Source organism: Micromonospora sagamiensis, from assembly GCF_014680085.1.
GTDB lineage: Bacteria > Actinomycetota > Actinomycetes > Mycobacteriales > Micromonosporaceae > Micromonospora > Micromonospora inyonensis.
In genome coordinates, this window is sequence record NZ_AP023438.1 from 6051757 (window position 1) to 6069422 (window position 17666).

Annotated in this window: 17 protein-coding genes; 10 read left to right on the plus strand and 7 right to left on the minus strand. The window is 71.6% G+C overall.

Features of this window, described 5'->3' with window-relative positions:
- Positions 1-47: 47 nt before the first annotated feature.
- Positions 48-791, plus strand: a complete 744-nt coding sequence (gene cobA / locus IGA62_RS30355; protein ID WP_377464307.1) for a uroporphyrinogen-III C-methyltransferase — start codon at positions 48-50, stop codon at positions 789-791.
- 68 nt (positions 792-859) lie between these two features.
- Here the strand turns inward: cobA and IGA62_RS25930 are convergent, their stop codons facing one another.
- The gene (locus tag IGA62_RS25930) at positions 860-1543 is read right to left on the minus strand and encodes an alpha/beta fold hydrolase (protein ID WP_145818430.1); all 684 of its coding nucleotides are present in this window, start codon (positions 1541-1543) and stop codon (positions 860-862) included.
- A 53-nt stretch (positions 1544-1596) separates the two neighbouring features.
- Between IGA62_RS25930 and IGA62_RS25935 the strand changes: the two genes are divergently transcribed.
- Positions 1597-2583, plus strand: coding sequence for a helix-turn-helix transcriptional regulator (locus IGA62_RS25935; protein WP_145818429.1), 987 nt, complete (start codon positions 1597-1599; stop codon positions 2581-2583).
- Between the two features lie 61 nt (positions 2584-2644).
- On the opposite strand, the gene IGA62_RS25940 is transcribed toward IGA62_RS25935, so the two are convergent.
- The 5 genes from IGA62_RS25940 to IGA62_RS25960 form a co-directional block, all read right to left on the minus strand.
- The gene (locus IGA62_RS25940) at positions 2645-3244 is read right to left on the minus strand and encodes a dihydrofolate reductase family protein (RefSeq protein WP_145818428.1); all 600 of its coding nucleotides are present in this window, start codon (positions 3242-3244) and stop codon (positions 2645-2647) included.
- 4 nt (positions 3245-3248) lie between these two features.
- Entirely contained in the window at positions 3249-3737 is a 489-nt protein-coding gene (locus tag IGA62_RS25945; RefSeq protein ID WP_145818427.1) for an SRPBCC family protein, read from the minus strand.
- Entirely contained in the window at positions 3734-4108 is a 375-nt protein-coding gene (locus IGA62_RS25950; RefSeq protein ID WP_145818426.1) for an ArsR/SmtB family transcription factor, read from the minus strand. The genes IGA62_RS25945 and IGA62_RS25950 overlap by 4 nt, the downstream gene beginning before the upstream one ends.
- 185 nt (positions 4109-4293) lie before the next feature.
- A complete protein-coding gene (locus IGA62_RS25955) occupies positions 4294-4728 on the minus strand; it encodes a GNAT family N-acetyltransferase (protein WP_145818425.1) in 435 nt (144 codons plus the stop codon).
- 24 nt (positions 4729-4752) lie between these two features.
- A complete protein-coding gene (locus IGA62_RS25960) occupies positions 4753-5331 on the minus strand; it encodes an SMI1/KNR4 family protein (RefSeq protein ID WP_145818424.1) in 579 nt (192 codons plus the stop codon).
- Positions 5332-5586: 255 nt separating this feature from the next.
- On the opposite strand from IGA62_RS25960, the gene IGA62_RS25965 reads away from it, so the two are divergent.
- From IGA62_RS25965 to IGA62_RS25995, 7 genes are all read left to right on the plus strand, one after another.
- Positions 5587-7974, plus strand: coding sequence for an ATP-binding cassette domain-containing protein (locus tag IGA62_RS25965; RefSeq protein WP_145818423.1), 2388 nt, complete (start codon positions 5587-5589; stop codon positions 7972-7974).
- 154 nt (positions 7975-8128) lie between these two features.
- Positions 8129-8941 carry a GntR family transcriptional regulator gene (locus IGA62_RS25970; protein WP_145818422.1) on the plus strand — a complete coding sequence of 271 codons (813 nt, stop codon included), beginning with the start codon at positions 8129-8131 and terminating at the stop codon, positions 8939-8941.
- Positions 8942-8955: 14 nt separating this feature from the next.
- Positions 8956-9495, plus strand: a complete 540-nt coding sequence (locus IGA62_RS25975; RefSeq protein WP_145818421.1) for an ECF transporter S component — start codon at positions 8956-8958, stop codon at positions 9493-9495.
- Positions 9492-10262, plus strand: coding sequence for a transcriptional regulator (locus tag IGA62_RS25980; RefSeq protein ID WP_186499863.1), 771 nt, complete (start codon positions 9492-9494; stop codon positions 10260-10262). Before IGA62_RS25975 ends, IGA62_RS25980 begins: the two co-directional genes overlap by 4 nt.
- Positions 10259-12019: an ABC transporter ATP-binding protein gene (locus IGA62_RS25985; protein WP_186499862.1), complete on the plus strand. Its 1761-nt coding sequence runs from the start codon at positions 10259-10261 to the stop codon at positions 12017-12019. Before IGA62_RS25980 ends, IGA62_RS25985 begins: the two co-directional genes overlap by 4 nt.
- The gene (locus tag IGA62_RS25990; protein WP_145818419.1) at positions 12019-12828 is read left to right on the plus strand and encodes an energy-coupling factor transporter transmembrane component T family protein; all 810 of its coding nucleotides are present in this window, start codon (positions 12019-12021) and stop codon (positions 12826-12828) included. Before IGA62_RS25985 ends, IGA62_RS25990 begins: the two co-directional genes overlap by 1 nt.
- Before the next feature lie 32 nt (positions 12829-12860).
- On the plus strand, positions 12861-13901 hold the full coding sequence (locus IGA62_RS25995; protein ID WP_145818418.1) for an ADP-ribosylglycohydrolase family protein: 1041 nt from the start codon (positions 12861-12863) through the stop codon (positions 13899-13901).
- A 58-nt stretch (positions 13902-13959) separates the two neighbouring features.
- Here the strand turns inward: IGA62_RS25995 and IGA62_RS26000 are convergent, their stop codons facing one another.
- Positions 13960-15036 carry a GH25 family lysozyme gene (locus IGA62_RS26000; protein ID WP_145818417.1) on the minus strand — a complete coding sequence of 359 codons (1077 nt, stop codon included), beginning with the start codon at positions 15034-15036 and terminating at the stop codon, positions 13960-13962.
- 523 nt (positions 15037-15559) lie between these two features.
- On the opposite strand from IGA62_RS26000, the gene IGA62_RS26005 reads away from it, so the two are divergent.
- Positions 15560-17491 carry a ricin-type beta-trefoil lectin domain protein gene (locus IGA62_RS26005; RefSeq protein ID WP_145818416.1) on the plus strand — a complete coding sequence of 644 codons (1932 nt, stop codon included), beginning with the start codon at positions 15560-15562 and terminating at the stop codon, positions 17489-17491.
- The last annotated feature ends 175 nt before the right edge of the window (positions 17492-17666 follow it).

Sequence of the window (17666 nt, forward strand, 5' to 3'; positions counted from 1 at the left end):
CGTCGGCGGTGCCGCCGTCCCATCCGGACGGCCCGGTCACCGGTCGGGTGACCCTGGTGGGGGCCGGCCCCGGCGACCCGGACCTGATGACCCGGCGCGGACTCGACCGGCTCGCCGAGGCCGACGTCGTGGTCGCCGACCGGCTGGTGCCGCACGCGCTGCTGCGCGACCTGCGGCCCGGCGTGCGGGTGATCGACGTGTCCAAGGTGCCCCGGGGGGCGTTCGTCCCCCAGGAGCGGATCAACGAGATCCTCGTCGAGGAGGCGCGCGCCGGCCACCGGGTGGTCCGGCTCAAGGGCGGCGACTCCTTCGTCTTCGGCCGGGGCATGGAGGAGGTCCAGGCCTGCCAGGCGGCGGGCGTCCCGGTCGAGGTGGTGCCCGGCATCTCCAGCTCGATCTCCGTACCGGAGCTGGCGGGGGTGCCGGTCACCCACCGGGGGCTGACCCAGGGCTTCACCGTCGTCTCGGCCCACCTGCCCCCGGGCGATCCGGGCAGCACCGTCGACTGGGCCGGGGTGGCCCGCGCCAACACCACGATCGTGCTGCTGATGGCGGTGCAGACCCTGCCCGACGTGACCGCCGCGCTGATCGGTCACGGCATGGACCCGGCGACCCCGGCGGCCAGCATCGAGAACGGCGGCACCGAGGCGCAACGGGTGCTCACCGGCCGGCTGGACGACATCGCCGACGTCGCCGCCGCGCACGGGCTGCGCCCGCCGGCCATCACGGTGATCGGTGACGTCGCCGCGTTCGCCCGCACCACGCATCCCACGCCGGCGGCCACCGCCTGACCCTTCCCCATGGCCATTCGGGGCAGCGGGACACCGGGTCGCCACCGGTCTGATCGTCGAGGACGTCGCTAGACCGCCGCCAGGATCATCGCCAGCTCCGCTGGACGCGTGATCATCGGCCAGTGGCCGGAGTCGATGTCGACCAGCTCGACGTGCTTCGCCCGGGTCAGCTCGGGCACCTCTCCCGATGCGATCCACTCGCGCGCCTGGGTCGGCGTGAACTCGGGGCAGACCACCACGACGGGTACGTCGAACCGCCGCTCGTCCGTCAGCTGTACGACGCCCCTGGCCACGCCCTCGGGGACCGGGATCGCCGCCGCCGCGAACGCCTGCCGCGCCGGCTCGTCCAGGTCCGCCGCGTCCGCTCCGTCGAACGGCTCCCAGCCGGGGAACGGCATGACGCCGTCGACGATCGGTAAGAAGTCCGCGTACGGCTGCCCGTTGCCCGACGGGAACCCGCCGATCAGCACCACCTTGGCCACCCGTCCGGGCCGCGCGTCGGCTGCCAGCCAGGCCAGGGTGCAGGCGGCGGAGTGCCCCACCACCACCGACCCGCCGGGCTCCGCGTCCACGGCGGCGAGCACTGCGGCCACCTGGTCGGCGAGTGTCGCCGAGGTGTGCCCGTCGCCCTGGCCCGGCAAGGTCACCGGTACCGCGTGACGGCCCCGTTTCGTCAGCTCGGACGCGACGTCGGTCCACGCCGACCCGTCCAGCCACAGGCCACCCACGAGCACGATCTGTTCTCCGGTCATGCGATCAACCTAGAACCGATTCCGGACGATCTGCTTCCGGTACCCTGTTCCTTGTGCCGACTGGTTCGAGCCCGACCGCCCGGGCCCTGCGCACGCTCGAGATCCTGCAGGCCCGTCCCGGCGCGACCGCCGACCAGCTCGCCTCGTCTCTGGGCGTGACGGAGCGGGCCGCGCGGCGCTACGTCGGCATCCTCCGCGAGGCCGGCATCCCGGTCGAGTCGGCTCGCGGCCCGTACGGGGGCTACCGGCTGGGCCGTGGCACCCGGCTGCCGCCGGTCGTCTTCACCGAGGAGCAGGCCCTCGGCCTGGTCATGGCCGTGCTCGACGGGCAACCGGCCGCGATCGACGCCGACGACCTGGTCGGCTCGGCGCTCAGCAAGGTCATCCGGGCCCTCCCCGAGAGCATCGGTCGGCAGGCGGCGGCGCTGCGGGCCCACGCCTCGGCCGCCCCGGACCGGCAGTCGGCCCGCCCCGACTCCGCCATCATGAGCGCGCTGGTCGCCGCCGTCGCCGACCGGCGTCGCGTGGTGGTCACCTACCGGAGTGAAAGCGGCGAGGAGCGGGACGCCGAGGTCGACCCGTGGGCGGTCGTGGTCAGGTACGGGCGCTGGTACCTGCTGTGCCATTCGCACCGCGCGGAAGCGATCCGCACCTACCGGGTCGACCGGATCCGGGCCACGCGGCCTACCCCGCACGGCTTCACACCGCCCGGCGATCTGGATCCGGTCGCCGCGCTCGAGGAGAACCTGGGCGCCGGCTGGAAGTACCCCACCCGCGTGGTGTTCGACGCGCCGCAGGAGAGAGTGGCCCCGTGGATCCGCCCGCCGATGGGCCGCCTCAGGCCGGACGGTGACCGGTGTGTGCTGGTCGGCAGCACCCGCAATCCCGCGATGTACGCGCAGGAGTGGCTTGCCACCGTCCCGTTCGATTTCGTTGTGGAGGAGGGCGCCGAACTACGCGCCGCCGTGGCCACGGTCGCGGCCCGCTTCCACGCGGCACTTTCACCTTCGTCGGAAACACGATCGCGAAGACGAAGCTGATTTCCAGGCTGTCGGCTCCGGCGGCCTCATCCGGCCGAATCAGTCGTCAGCGCTCCGCCTGTCATGCAAGCGCGGCCGGCGAACGGACAGGGCCGTCGTTCACTGCCCGAGGGCGGTAGCGGAGGTGTACGACGCCGTTTCGGAATCGGCGCTCGTCGAGGAGCTCGAGGTCGGTGCGCATGCCGGTCGGCAGCCCTGGCTTACCCCCGCCGACGACAATGGGCAGGACGAACAGCTGGCACTCGTCGACCAGCCCGGCCTTGAAAGCCTGCGTCGCGAGGTTGGCACCTCCTACGGTGAGATCGCTGCTGGCCGTGGCCTTCAGTTCGTGTACTGCGGCGGGGTCGAAACGGCGTTCGAGTCGGGTATCGGCAGTTGACACCGCGGCGAGGGTCGTGGAATACACGACTTTGCTCGCCGCCTGCCAGGCGCTCGCGAAGTCGGCCATGAGGTCGGACTGCGCGGCCAGAGCGGCGTCGGTCTCCCAGACGGCCATCGCCTCGTACAGGCGCCGCCCGTAGAGAAATGTGCCCACGGACCGCAGGAGGTCGGTGGTGAACGCGAATACCTCGTCGTCGAGGGGCAACCAGTCGAACGCGCCGCGTTCGTCCTCGATGAAGCCGTCAAGCGACACGTTGGTTATGTAAATCAGCTTTGCCATGCCTCTACCTTCGATGATCAGCTGCAACAGCCTGGGCGTTCATCAGCGTGGCGTCCAGCTTCGTGAACGCTTGGCGCCAACCCTCCTCGCTGGGGTGCGCCAGATGTTCGGGGAGCCACTGGCGGATCTCCAGTCGCGTCCGTCCGTCAGCCTCGTCGTAGAACTCGACCCGCAGTCTCGTCTCGAACGGCTCGATGCCCTCCTGCAGCCGGCCGCTCACGTGCATGACGCCTTCGAGTCGTTCGCCGTCGGCGACGTCTATGAGGTCGACGTGGATGTGCACGCGAAGCTCGGGTTCGGCTGCATTGACCTCCGTCCACCGTTGAAAGCCGCCGGGGCGCACGTCGAACTCGATCTCGTCGCGCGGCAGTGAGTTGCCGGTCGGGCCCCACCACGCCGCCAGGTGGTCGGGATCGGTGAAGGCCCGGTAGACGAGGTCCCGCGGCGCATCGAACATGCGGGAAATGACGAGCTGCGGAGTTTCGGCGTTCATTCGACATCCCTGGGGTCGTCGGCCATCCGGTCCGTTGCCCGTCCGGCGGCCTGCACCGCGGCGAGGTGGGCATCGAGGCGGGTGAGGGACGAGTCCCAGAGCCGCCGGTAGCGCTCGATCCAGTCGGCCGCCTCGCGCAACGGGGCAGATTCGAGGTGGCTCGCGCGCCACTTGCCCGACCGCGACCGCGAGATGAGCGCGGCGCGCTCGAGCACTTTCAGGTGCCGTGACACCGCCGGCATCGAGATGGACAGAGGAGCGGTGAGTTCGGTGACCGTGGCGTCGCGTTCGGCCAGCTCAGCGATGATCGCCCGTCGGGTCGGGTCGGCGAGCGCCGAGAACACCGCGCTGAGCTGATCGGTGCCCGCCATCGGAAGCTCCCTTCACTTAACCACCATGTTAAGCGTATTGAGGTGGGAGCGATGTTGTCAACGGACGGGTCGCCGGGCCGGGTCGGTCCCGCCGCCGACGTGCCGCTTGGGCGCCCACACCGAGGCGAACTGCCGCCCGATGCCCTGGTCAGCTTCGGGACGAGCGGAAGCGGCGCCACCTGAGGCTAGAGGGGAACCACGTACTGGATGAAGCCGCGGTTCTCGGCGACCTGGTCGTAGAGCCGCCGGGCTGTGTGGTTGTCCTCCCGCGTGAGCCAGTACAGCCGATCACAGCCCTGGTCGCTCGCCCACGCTCCGACGGCCCTGATCAGCGCACGAGCCACACCCCTGCCGCGCGCCTCGGGAGCGGTGAACAGGTCCTGCAGATAACAGACATCGGGCGAGGTCGTGCTGGCGTGGACCAGGAAGTGGGCGATGCCGACCAGCCGACCGTCCAACCGCGCCCCGAGCGCACGCACCCTGTCGCCACGCTGGAACTCCTCCCAGGCCCGGTCGTACCGGTCTGCGGGCCAGGTGCGGCCGTAGAAGGCGTTGTAACCGCAGAACAACTCCTCCCACGCGGGGCGGTCGTCCGACTGGAGCGTGGTGACGCTGGCCATTGGTTCCTTTCTCGCAGTTCGTCGTCACCCTCGGGGTGGCCCGAGCATGACCGCGCGGTTCCTGGCTTCCCGCCAGGGTGGCATGTCATCGAGGTCCTCGCCCTTCTCGGCCTTGACCCACCAGCCGGTGTCGTCGACGTAGTGCTCGAACCACGCCGCCAGACTGGGTGAGTCGATCCACCAGGCGGCATCGGGATCCCCGGGGTTGGGTTCGAAGAGCAGGACCGTCCCCTGGTCGCTTCGGCAGTCGACGCACGCGTACATGCCGCAACCCCAGGTCAGGATCGGTAGAACGCCTTCCGGCCACGCCCACTCCGTGCCGGCGCGCCCGGCTCGAACGTCGAGGTAGCACTCGACCGCCTGCTCGGAGGTCGGTCCGTCCGTCAGGCTGAGGAGCTGGTAGTCGGGACCGAAGCCACCGTTCGCGAGGTCCCGGTAGATCGCCGCCAGCAGAGGGTGCAGCCCGAACCCCAGTCGCTGTTCGGCGCTGTCGATCGTGCTCTGGGGAAGCGGCGCCGGCAGGCCGGAGGCAAGCGGCGTCATGGGCTCATCCTCCCGGGCCCGCCGAGCGATGCGCGCCAGAAGGTCGGTGTAGTCCGTCACGGGAAGCGATCATGCCGTAGAGGTACGTCAGCTAGTGCCCTGACCACACACGTCGGCCGGGGTGGTCCGGTGGGTGGGGGGCTGGCCCGGATCCCGAACCCCTCGGGCGCGGACGCCCCCACAACTGATCAGGAGTCGAGAAGCGCCGGCCCCCGAGCCGCACGTAGCGTGACCGTGAACGACCTGACGATTCACGCGAACTGGTGAGATCGAGCCAGGCGACGCCGACGGAAGACCGCAACAGTTGGAGACACGATGAGCACCGCCACCAGGACGGACACGCAGTTGTCCACGCCGCACGCTGCCGACAGTCACGATCTCATCCGCGTGCAGGGCGCGCGCGTGAACAATCTCAAGGACGTCAGCGTCGAGATCCCGAAGCGCCGGCTGACGGTGTTCACCGGCGTCTCCGGCTCGGGCAAGAGCTCGCTGGTGTTCGGCACGATCGCCGCCGAGTCGCAGCGGATGATCAACGAGACCTACAGCGCCTTCGTGCAGGGCTTCATGCCGACGCTGGCACGGCCGGAGGTCGACCTGCTGGAGGGGCTGACCACGGCGATCATCGTCGACCAGGAGCGGCTGGGCGCGAACCCGCGCTCCACGGTCGGCACGGTGACCGACGCCAACGCGATGCTGCGCATCCTCTTCAGCCGGCTCGGGCAGCCGCACATCGGCTCGCCCCAGGCGTACTCCTTCAACGTCCCCTCGGTGCGGGCGAGCGGTGCGATCACGATCGAACGCGGTGCCACCAAGACGGTGAAGCAGACCTTCACCCAGATCGGCGGCATGTGTCCGCGCTGCGAGGGCATGGGCCGGGTGACCGACTTCGACCTGTCCGCGCTCTACGACGACAGCAAGTCGCTCAACGAGGGTGCGATCACTGTCCCCGGCTACAGCGTCGACGGCTGGTACGGCCGCATCTTCAGCGGCTGCGGCTTCTTCGACCCGGACAAGCCGATCCGCAAATTCACCAAGACCGAGCTGCACGACCTCCTCCACAAGGAGCCGACCAAGATCAAGGTCGACAACATCAACCTGACGTACGAGGGCCTGATCCCGAAGATCCAGAAGTCGTTCCTCGCCAAGGACCGGGAGGCGATGCAGCCGCACATCCGGGCGTTCGTGGACCGGGCGGTCACCTTCACCACCTGTCCCGAGTGCGACGGCACCCGCCTCAGCGAGGCGGCCCGGTCGTCGCGGATCAACGGCGTCAATATCGCCGACGTCTGCGCGATGCAGATCAGCGACCTCGCCGGATGGGTGCGGGGCCTCGACGAGCCGTCGGTGGCGCCGCTGCTCGTCACGCTGCGGCGGACCCTCGACTCGTTCGTGGAGATCGGGCTGGGCTACCTCTCGCTCGACCGGTCGTCGGGCACGCTGTCGGGCGGCGAGGCGCAGCGCGTGAAGCTCATCCGCCACCTCGGCTCCGCGCTCACCGACGTCACCTACGTCTTCGACGAGCCCACCATCGGTCTGCACCCCCACGACATCCAGCGGATGAACGAGTTGCTGCTGCGGCTGCGGGACAAGGGCAACACGGTGCTCGTCGTGGAGCACAAGCCGGAGACGATCGCGATCGCCGACCACGTCGTCGACCTCGGCCCCGGCGCCGGTACGGCGGGCGGCGCGGTCTGCTTCGAGGGCACCGTCGAGGGGCTGCGGGCCAGCGGCACCCTCACCGGCCGCCATCTCGACGACCGGGCCGCCCTCAAGAAGACGGTCCGGACGCCCACCGGCGTGCTGGAGATCCGCGGCGCGAACGCGCACAACCTGCGCGACGTCGACGTCGACATTCCGCTCGGGGTGCTCGTCGTCGTCACCGGTGTCGCCGGTTCCGGCAAGAGTTCGCTCGTGCAGGGCTCGATCCCGGCCGGCGCGGGGGTGGTGTCCATCGACCAGGGCGCGATCCGCGGCTCCCGCCGGAGCAACCCGGCGACGTACACCGGACTGCTCGACCCGATCCGCAAGGCGTTCGCGAAGGCCAACGGCGTGAAGCCGGCGCTGTTCAGCGCCAACTCCGAGGGCGCCTGCCCCACCTGCAACGGTGCCGGTGTCATCTACATGGACCTGGCGATGATGGCCGGTGTCGCCACCACCTGCGAGGAGTGCGAGGGGAAGCGGTTCCAGGCGGCGGTGCTGGAGTTCCACCTCGGCGGCCGTGACATCAGCGAGGTGCTCGCGATGTCGGTGACCGAGGCCGAGGAGTTCTTCGGTGCCGGCGAGGCGCGTACGCCGGCCGCCCACGCCATCCTCGCCCGGCTCGCCGACGTCGGGCTCGGCTATCTCAGCCTCGGCCAGCCGCTCACCACCCTCTCCGGCGGCGAGCGGCAGCGGCTCAAGCTCGCCACCCACCTGGGCGAGAAGGGCGGCGTCTACGTCCTGGACGAGCCGACCACCGGCCTCCACCTCGCCGACGTCGAGCATCTGCTCGGCCTGCTCGACCGCCTCGTCGACGCCGGCAAGTCGGTCATCGTCATCGAGCACCACCAGGCGGTCATGGCGCACGCCGACTGGATCATCGACCTCGGCCCCGGCGCGGGCCACGACGGTGGCCGGATCGTCTTCGAGGGTCCGCCCGCCGACCTCGTCGCCGCCCGCTCCACCCTCACCGGCGAGCACCTCGCGGCCTACGTCGGCGGCTGACCGGACACCGCCCGGTTCTTCCGCGCGGCGGCCCACCGGTCGGTCGGGGCGCGGTGAACCGGTACGGCTGCTGGTCCCGGGGCTGATACGCCCCTGACCAGGCCATTGTCATTGGGCGGCTATTGGTCTACGGTTCGTGACCAATAGCCGCCCAATGTTCGAGGTGATCATGTACGAGCCGGCCGACATCAGCGACGTCGTCGTCGACGAGACCCGGCCGGTGCCCGCGTACTACCAGGTCTACGAGGCGTTGCGGCAGCGGCTCGGCGGATCCGACCTCCCCCCGGGCAGCCGGTTGCCCACCGAGCGGGCGATGGCCGAGCAGTTGGGCGTCAGCCGGGCCACCGTGCGCGAGGCGCTGACCCGGCTCGAACGCGACGGGCTCGTCCACCGGCGGCAGGGCGACGGCACGTACGTGGCCGAGCCCCGGGTCGAGCACGACATGCGCTTCCTGCACGGCTTCTCCGCCGAGCTGGCCCGGCGCGGCCACCGGGTCCGCGCGAAGGTCCTCACGATGGGCGCCGTCCGTCCCTCCGCCCGGCTCTGCGAGGTCCTCCGGGTCGCCGACGCCCCCGACACGGTGATCGAGCTGCGCCGGGTCCGTCTGCTCGACGGCAGCCCGGTGTCGCTGGAGACGGTCTGGCTCCCCGCCGACCGGTGTGCCCCCCTGCTCGGCGTCGACCTCAACGACCGGTCGCTCTACGACTCGCTGCGCACCTTCGGCATCCAGCCGGTACGCGGGCACGAGCAGCTCACCGCCACCGTCCTCGACGACTTCGAGGCGACCTGCCTCGACCAGCGCGTCGGCGCCCCCGCCTTCCTGGTCGAGCGGGTCACCTACGACGACGCCGACCGTGCCGTCGAGTACGTCAAGAGCGTCCTGCGCGCCGACCGGTTCACCATCCGCACCGACCTCGACCTCGAGGCGGCTCGCACCCCCCACACACCCCCCACCCCCGCAAGCTGACCGGAGGTTCCCCCATGAGCAGCGCCGAAGCCCGAAAGGTCGAACGCCGTCGCGGTGCCGCGCGGTTCTTCACCCCCCGCCGCGTCGCCCGTATCGCCATCCTCGTCGCCCTCAGCGCCGTCGGCGCGTTCATCAAGCTGCCCAGCCCGACCGGCACCGTGGCGCTCGACTCCGCGCCCGCCTTCCTCGCCGCCGCGGCGTTCAGCCCCGTCGAAGGGTCCATCGTCGGTGCGCTGGGGCACCTGCTCTCCGCGCTGACCACGGGTTTCCCCCTCGGCCTCCCGGTCCACCTGCTGGTCGCGGCCGAGATGGCCGTCTTCGTGGCGATCTTCGGCGTGCTGGCCCGCCGGGTGAACATCTGGCTCGCGATCGTCGTCGGCATCCTGCTCAACGGGGTCGGCGGCGCCGCCATCATGATCCCGATCGGTGGCGTCGGCCTCTTCGCCGCGCTGGTGCTTCCGCTTACCATCGGCTCGGCGATCAACATCCTGGTGGCCGCCGCCGCGACCCGGGCGCTGCGCTCCGCCGGCCTCGCCGAGGAAGAGACCCGATGACCGTACGGGGCGTCCGGCGGATCCGGGACCTCACCGTCCTCGACCTCACCGACGGCTGCCTGGTCGTCGCCTGCGACTCCGTCGGCGGCATCGGCCCGAAAGCGCACGACACGGTGGCCGTGCCGGCGTCGACCACCGCGCACTTCGCCACCCGCGTGCCGCTGCTGGAGGTGCTCTGCGCCGGTGCCACCCCCACCCTGGTGGTCAACACGCTCTGCGTGGAGGCCGATCCGCAGGGCCGGGAGATGATCGCCGCGGTCGTCGCGCTCGCCGCCGAGGTCGGCCTCGACGCCGACCGGGTCACCGGTACGACCGAGGACAACGTCCCCACCGTCGCCACCGGCATCGGGGTGACCGTCCTCGGCGAGGCGGCTCCCGGAGCGCTGCGCCCCGGGACCTCCCGCCCGGGGGACGTGGTGGTCTGCCTGGGGCTGCCCCGCTCGGCACCCCGGGACCGGGTCGTCCCCGGCCACCCCGACCTGGTCGCCCTCGCCGACCTGCGGGCCGTGCTCGACAGTGGCGTCGTCCACGACGCGCTCCCGGTGGGCTCCAAGGGCCTGGCCTGGGAGGTGCCACAGCTCGCGGCCAGTGCCGGGCTCGCCGTCGACTGGCGGACCGACCACCCGGTACCGGTCGACCGCTCCGCCGGCCCGTCGGCCTGCGTCCTGGTGAGCTGCCGCCCGGCCGACCTGGCCACGGTCCGCGCCGCGCTCCCCGGGTCGCTGCCGGTGCACGCGGTCGCCGACCTGACCCCGGAGGCGCCGTGACCGCCCGACCCCTGACCCGAGCCCCCGACGCCGTCCCCGACGGCGACCCGGACGTGGTGCTGCGCGCCGACGGCGTCAGCTTCCGGTACCGGTCGGCCACCGACCGCCAGCTCACCGACGTCTCCTTCCGGATCCGGCGCGGCGAGCGGGTCGCCGTGATGGGTGCCACCGGGGCCGGGAAGACCACCCTGGCGATGATGTTCAACGGGCTCGTCCCGCACCACCACGACGGTGAGATGCACGGCTACCTGACCGCGGTCGGCCTGGACACCGTCGAGCACGACGTGGTCGACCTGGTCCGGCACGTCGGTCTGGTCATGCAGGACCCGGAGTCGCAGATCACCGGCCGGCTCGCGTTGGACGACGCGGCGGTCGGCCCGGCGAACCTCGGGCTGCCCCGCGCCGAGGTGCTCGACCGCGCCCGCCGGGCCCTCGACGCGGTTGGCCTCGCTGACCTGGCCGACCGGGACACCGGGCAGATGTCCGGTGGGCAGCAGCAGCGGCTGGCCATCGCCGGCATCCTGGCCATGACGCCGGAGGTCCTGGTGCTCGACGAGCCGACCAGCGAGCTGGACCCGGCCGGCACGGCCCAGGTGTTCGTGGTGGTCGAGCAGGCCGCCGCCGACCGGGAGCGGACCGTGGTCCTGGTCGAGCACGAGCCGGAACTCGTGGCGCAGTGGGCCGACCGGCTGCTCGTCCTGCACGAGGGTGCCCTCGTGCACGACGGCCCACCGGCGGAGTTCTTCGCCGTCCCGGGGCGGGCCGAGGCGGTGGGGCTGCGGCCACCGCAGGTGACCAGCGTCTGCCACGCGCTCCACCGGGCGGGCCGGCTGCCCGCCGACCGGACGGCGGTGACCCTGGACGAGGCGGTCGCCCTGCTGGCCGACCGGCGGCCGGCCACGCCCAGGGCGCACGTCGGTGCGCGTACCCCGGAGCCGGCCGTCCCGGCGGATGCCGCGGTCGTGATCGAGGCGACCGACCTCGGGCACCGCTATCCCTCCGGGGTGCAGGCCCTGTCCGGGTTGGACGTCCGGATCCGGGAGGGCGAGTTCGTCGCCCTGCTCGGCCGAAACGGCGCCGGGAAGACCACCTTCGCCCGGCACCTCAACGGCCTGCTCCGCCCCACCGCCGGTCAGCTGCGGGTGGACGGCCGCCCGACCGCCGACCGCTCGGTCAGCGACCTGGCCACCGACGTCGGGTACGTCTTCCAGAACCCGGACCACCAGATCTTCGCCCCGACCGTCCGCGACGAGGTCGCGTTCGGGCTGCGCAACGCGGGCTGGACGGACGACCGGGTCGAGGAGCGGGTGCGCGAGGTGCTCGACCTGGTGGGCATGCGCGCCCACCTCGACCACCACCCGTTCCGGCTCGGCAAGGGGCAGCGGCAGCGCCTGGCGGTGGCCGGCGTCCTGGCCCTGGAACCCCGGATCCTGATCGTGGACGAGCCGACCACCGGCCAGGACTGGCGCGGCGCGCGGGCGATCATGGACCTGGTCCGCGAGCTGAACCGGGCGGGCCGGACCATCCTCATGGTCACCCACGACATGCCCCTGGTCGCCGAGTACGCGCACCGGGCGCTGGTGTTCGACGCCGGCCGGCTCCGTGCCGACCTTCCGGTGGCCGACCTCTTCGCCGACGACGACCTGCTCGCCGGGGCCCAACTCGTCGCACCCCAGGTGACCCACCTGGCGCGGGGGCTCGGACTGCCCCCGGTCACCACCGTGGACGCGTTCGTCGACCTCTGGGAGGACGCCTGATGTTCCTCGAATACCAGCACGGCACGAGCTTCGCCCACCGGATGGACGTCCGTACCAAGCTCCTGGTCTTCGTGGTCGCGGTGGTGCTGACCTTCCAGTTCGCCCACTCGCTGCCGAACGCCGCGCTGGCCGTCGGCTCGCTGCTGCTCCTGCCGGCCCTCGGGGTGGCCTGGCGGCAGGTGGGCCGGCTGCTCGCCCCGCTGGCCCCGGTCGTCGTCCTGATCGTGGTCTTCGCGGCGCTCAGCCGGGCGCCCGGTGACTTCCGCTCGCCCGCCGCCGCCCGGGTGCTGGTGCATCTCTGGTTCGACGACGGCCTGCCGCTGACCCTCGGTGGACTGGCCCACGGTGCGAACCTGGGCCTGCGGATCCTCACCATGGTCTGCCTGACCGCCGCTCTCATCGTCAGTACGCCGGTGGAGCACGTCGTCGCCGTCATGCGGATGGCCCGGCTGCCGTTCCCGGTGGTGTTCATCGTGATGACCGCCCTGCGGTTCGTCCCGACCATGCAGCACCGGGCCAACCAGGTGCTGGACGCCCAGCGGGCCCGGGGCGCGAAGATCGACGACGGTGGGGTGATCGGCGCGATCCGCGCCTACACCACGATCATGGTGCCGCTCTTCTCCACCGGCATCCGGATGTCCGAGGAACTGGCCGCCGCGATGCTCAACCGCGGCTACGGCATCACCCGGCAACCCACCGCGCTGACCATCCTGCGCCCCACCTGGCGTGACCCCGCCGTGGCCGTGGTGACCGTCGCGGTCGCCGGTGCGGTCGTCTGGGCCCGGCAGGCCGGGTGGGGATCGTTGTGACCACCGTAGAACCGACGAACGGAGTACCCGACATGACCGACCGCGCGACGCTGGACACCGTGACCACGGCGGACCGGGCCCGCGGCTGCCTGGCCGGGGTCGCGCTCGGCGACGCCATGGGCATGCCCGGCGAGCTGTGGCCACGCCAGCGGGTCGTGTCGACCTTCGGGTGGATCGACCGCTTCCTCCCCGGCCCGGACGGCCACTTCGTGGTGGACGGCTTCGTCGCCGGCCAGGTCACCGACGACACCCAGCAGACGTACATGCTCGCCGAGGCGATCCTCGACGCGGGCGGCACCGTGGACACCACTGTGGTCGCCCGGCACCTCGTCGCGTGGGCCGACCGGGTGGGGGCGAGCGAGGGCAACTTCCTCGGTCCCAGTTCGGCCCGGGCGATCCGGCTGCTGCGGGAGGGTGCCGACCCGGCGGAGACCGGCCGGGGTGGGGAGACCAACGGTGCCGCCATGCGGATCGCCCCGGTCGGCCTGCTGCACCGCAGTGACCGGCTCGACGCGCTGGTCGACGGGGTGGTGGCGGCCTCGCTGATGTCCCACCACACCAGCGTGGCGATCAGCGGCGCCAGCCTCGTGGCGGGCACCGTCAGCGGCGCGGTCGACGCGGCCGGGTCGGCCGACCGGCGCACCCGGCTGGCCGAGGCGCTGGAGGTCGGGTACGAGGCGGGCCGGCTCGGCGCGACCCGGGGCGAGCAGGTGGTCAGCCCCTCCGTGGTCCGCCGCGCCCGGTGGGCCGCCGACCTGGCGCGGCAGTCCGGGGACGACGTCGACTTCCTCGCCGACCTCTACGACCTGGTCGGCGGCGGCGTGGCGACCGCCGAGTCGGTGCCCGCCGCGATCGGTCTGCTGGTCCGCTCGGGCGCCGATCCGGTGCGCTGTGCCGTGCTGGCCGCGAACCTGGGCGGGGACACCGACACGATCGGCGCGATCGCGACCGGGATGGCCGGCGCGGTCAGCGGGCTGGCGGCCATCCCCGGGGACCTGTTCGCGCAGCTCCGGGCGGTCAACGGCATCGACCCGGAGAAGCTCGCCGACGCGCTGCTCGACCACCGTCACTGACCGGCCGTCGTGTCGCCGACCACGCTCAGGGCCGCCACACCTGGAGTTCCCGGGCAGGTCAGTCCCACCGGTCCTGGTTGAGGAACCGGGCGAAGCCCCGCCACGAGTTCGGCCCCATCACCCCGTCGACCGGGCCGGTGTAGCCCCAGCCGGAGGCGAGCCGCTGCACCGCCTTCCAGGTGTTCGTCCCCGGCACGCCGTCGATCGGCCCGGTGTAGCCGTAGCCGCGCATGGCCCGTTGCAGGGCGGCGTACGTGTTGACCCCGGGCACGCCGTCGATCGGTCCGGTGTAGCCGAACTCCATCGACAGCCAGTTCTGCGCGCGCATCCACAGGACCGGTCCGGGGACACCGTCCTGCTCGGTCGTGCTCTTGGGCAGCGGGTCGTCCGGTGGCGGGTTGGTCGGCGTGCCGTCGACGATCGCGAACGCCTCCGGCTTGGCGACGTTCAGGTCGACCGATGCGACACCGCCGGTCGATCCCGTCGAGGTGTACTGGTGCGCACTCCAGGTCGGGTAGGCGCCGCCGAGGTTCGGCTCGCCGGGGTAGCCGCCGTTGTTGGTGCCCCACATCGCCACCCAGAGCTTCACGCCAGCGGCGATCGTCAGTGGCCACGTTCCGGAGCGCAGGTCGGCCGCACCCAGGTACACCCAGGGCACATGGTCGCCGATCCGGTCACGCATCCGCTGGAAGAAGGTCGCGACGGCGGTGTCGTTCCACAGCCTCGTCGAGTCGTCGAGCACCTCGTTGTCCAGCGCGATCACGTCACCGGGCCGATAGTCGTGCAGGTGGTCGGCGAAGTAGTCGGCGGCCTGCACGGGGGTCTGGAAGTCACCGGTCACCCAGTAGTGGCCGACCCTGAGCCCCGCCGCCCGCGCGCCGTCCACCTGGACCGCGTACTGCGAGCCGAGGTACGGGCCGTCCGAGAGTTGGGAGCCGCCGGCCTTCACGATCGCGAACTCGTGGCCGTCCGCACGGACGTCGGTGAAGTCGATACCGGCCTGCCAGGTGGACACGTCGATGCCGGACACCGTGCCGGGCGGCACCGCTGCGGCGGCGGGTGTCGGCGTGACGCTCACCGGCAACGCGAGGGCGACCGCGGCCGCCACCGCGATCCGCCCGAGGACATTGATCATGCTGGGTCTCCTTATTCAAGATCCTGCGCCACAGCGTAACGATCTGTCGGCCGTATCGATATCGCCAATCTTCAATCGATTTCGGCCCCGGAGGCCGTCCGGGCTCGGGGGTGCCGCCACCGCCGGTCGATCGGGCGGGTCGGTGCCCGTCGCCGGTGTGACCGGAGGGCTCCGGCCTGGTGGTCGGTGTCGCCGCTTCGATCGGAGATTGCATCAAGCTCCGAAGAAAGCCCTCCGATTCCATTGACACATGTCTCTGTCCGGTGTTTTCTTCCTGGTACCGCAGTCGTGACGACCGGGCAGCGTCCCGACAGCGGACCGCAACATCGGCAGGCATGCGGGCCTCCCCGCGTGTGGCGGACCCGAGCCGAGGACGGTGGCCCTCCGGGTGCGACCGGGGTCTGACGCCGCGCGTCGACGGCCGACACCGCGCAGCCGGCCGGCGTGACCACCCCACGAGCGAGGGAGCACCCCCATGCCCAGAGCGGCGAGCCCACCACCCACACGGTCCGGCGCGGACCCGATGCTCCGATCCGTCCGCCTGCCCGGTGGTCGTCGGTCCCGCGCCCGTCGTACCGCGCTGACGGCCGGTGGCCTGACGGTCGCCTTGGCCGCGGCACTGGTCACCATCACCAGCGCGTCGTCGGCGCTGGCCGCCGGAGAGTCGGTCAGTGTCCACCTGACCACCACGTCCGATTCCGGCGGCCGCACGGTGACCCGCGGTCTCCAGCAGCAGCCCTCCGTCACCTTCGCGCCGAGCAGTGCTCCGGCCACGCACACCATCACGGTCAACGACAACGTCCGGCACCAGCAGTTCGTCGGTGCCGGCGCGTCGATCACCGACACGACGGCGTACCTGTTCCGGGGCGGGCCGATCAGCGCCGCCACCCGCGACGCGGTCATGCGCAAGCTGTTCCACCCGGTCGACGGCATCGGCCTGTCGTTCGTGCGCAACCCGATCGGGGCCTCGGACCTGTCCCGGCCGGGCCACGTGTCGCTGGACGACACCTGCTGCGACCTCAACGACTTCGGTGCCAACGGCTACGACACCGACGTGCGGATCCTGACCCAGCAGGCGAAACAGCTCAACCCGCAGCTGCGGGTCAAGGGCGTGCCGTGGAGTGCGCCGGGGTGGATGAAGGACAACGGCCGGATGGACCAGATGGGCTGGCTCAAGTGGGAGTACTACCCGCTGTACGCCCAGTACCTGGTCAGGTACATCCAGTCGTACCAGGCGGCGGGCGTCGGAGTGGACTACCTGTCGGTGCAGAACGAACCGAACTGCTGCCGGGCGGACAACCCGCAGGAGATGAACTACCCCGGCATGTCGTGGAACCCCTCGGGCCTGGTGGAGTTCACCAAGAACCACCTGTACCCGGCGTTCCGGGCCGCCGGCATCACCACCAAGGTGATGCACTTCGACTGGAACTACGGCGACTACGCCAGCTTCGGCTCCCAGATCGTGGCCGACAGCGCCCTGCGTAACGACCCCCTGTCGGCCGGGATCGCCTGGCACGACTACTTCGGCAGCCCGTCGGTGGGCTCGCAGGTGCGCCAGCAGTACCCGTCGATGATGCAGTTCGCCACCGAGCACTCCGGCGGTACCTGGATCGGCAACCAGCACAACGAGGACATGGGCGACATCATCGAGCACGCGCGGAACTGGGCGAGCGCCGAGGTGAAGTGGAGTCTGGCCCTCAACCAGAACATGGGACCGCACAACGGTGGCTGCGGCACCTGCACCGGCCTGGTCACCGTGCAGGAGGGCGGTAGCCGCGCCGGCCAGGTGGACTACACGGTCGAGTACTACACGATGGGGCACCTGACCAAGTTCGTGAAGCCCGGCGCGCACCGCATCGACTCCACCGACAACGGCACGGTGCAGAACGTCGCGTACGTCAACCCCGACGGCTCCAAGGCCCTGATCGCCCACAACGGTGGCACCGCCGCCCAGTCGGTTCGCGTGGTCTGGGGCGGGCAGTCGTTCATCTACACCCTGCCGGCGCGTACCTCGGCGACGTTCACCTGGTCGGGCAGCCAGTCCGGTCCGACGACGCCGCCGCCGACCGGTGGCACCGGCCAGATCACCGGCCTGGCCGGCAAGTGCGTCGACGTCGCGGGCGCCGGGACGGCGAACGGCACGGCGGTGCAGCTGTACACGTGCAACGGCACCACCGCCCAGCAGTGGACCCGAGCGACCGACGGCACCCTCCGCGCCCTGGGCAAGTGTCTGGACGTGGCCGGGCCAAGCACGGCCGACGGCGCGCAGACGCATCTGTGGGACTGCCACGGCGGCTCCTCCCAGAAGTGGACCTACACCGCCAACCGGGAGCTGGTCAACGCGTACGCGAACAAGTGCCTCGACGTGACCGACCGCAACACCGCCGACGGCACCCGCCTCCAGATCTGGACCTGCCAGGGCGACACCAACCAGAAGTGGACCGTGCCCGCGTAGCGGCGTGGCAGCAGCGGGGGTGCCGCCGCTTCCTCGGCGGCGGGACCCCGGGCGGGCCGGTGCGCGCGACCCGGTCCGCCCTCCGGGGAGCCGGCACTGCCCGGCCGGCTCCCCGGCGACCATCGCCGAGTGGCGACCGGAGCAGCGACGGCGGGCATCCACTGGCCGGCACCCC

Coding starts and splice junctions, on each gene's coding strand:
- IGA62_RS25930 (WP_145818430.1), bottom strand. CDS start 1,543: ATGACCGGAGAACAGATCGTGCTCGTGGGTGGCCTGTGGCTGGACGGG.
- IGA62_RS25940 (WP_145818428.1), bottom strand. CDS start 3,244: ATGGCAAAGCTGATTTACATAACCAACGTGTCGCTTGACGGCTTCATC.
- IGA62_RS25945 (WP_145818427.1), bottom strand. CDS start 3,737: ATGAACGCCGAAACTCCGCAGCTCGTCATTTCCCGCATGTTCGATGCG.
- IGA62_RS25950 (WP_145818426.1), bottom strand. CDS start 4,108: ATGGCGGGCACCGATCAGCTCAGCGCGGTGTTCTCGGCGCTCGCCGAC.
- IGA62_RS25955 (WP_145818425.1), bottom strand. CDS start 4,728: ATGGCCAGCGTCACCACGCTCCAGTCGGACGACCGCCCCGCGTGGGAG.
- IGA62_RS25965 (WP_145818423.1), top strand. CDS start 5,587: ATGAGCACCGCCACCAGGACGGACACGCAGTTGTCCACGCCGCACGCT.
- IGA62_RS25970 (WP_145818422.1), top strand. CDS start 8,129: ATGTTCGAGGTGATCATGTACGAGCCGGCCGACATCAGCGACGTCGTC.
- IGA62_RS25975 (WP_145818421.1), top strand. CDS start 8,956: ATGAGCAGCGCCGAAGCCCGAAAGGTCGAACGCCGTCGCGGTGCCGCG.
- IGA62_RS25980 (WP_186499863.1), top strand. CDS start 9,492: ATGACCGTACGGGGCGTCCGGCGGATCCGGGACCTCACCGTCCTCGAC.
- IGA62_RS25990 (WP_145818419.1), top strand. CDS start 12,019: ATGTTCCTCGAATACCAGCACGGCACGAGCTTCGCCCACCGGATGGAC.
- IGA62_RS25995 (WP_145818418.1), top strand. CDS start 12,861: ATGACCGACCGCGCGACGCTGGACACCGTGACCACGGCGGACCGGGCC.
- IGA62_RS26000 (WP_145818417.1), bottom strand. CDS start 15,036: ATGATCAATGTCCTCGGGCGGATCGCGGTGGCGGCCGCGGTCGCCCTC.
- IGA62_RS26005 (WP_145818416.1), top strand. CDS start 15,560: ATGCTCCGATCCGTCCGCCTGCCCGGTGGTCGTCGGTCCCGCGCCCGT.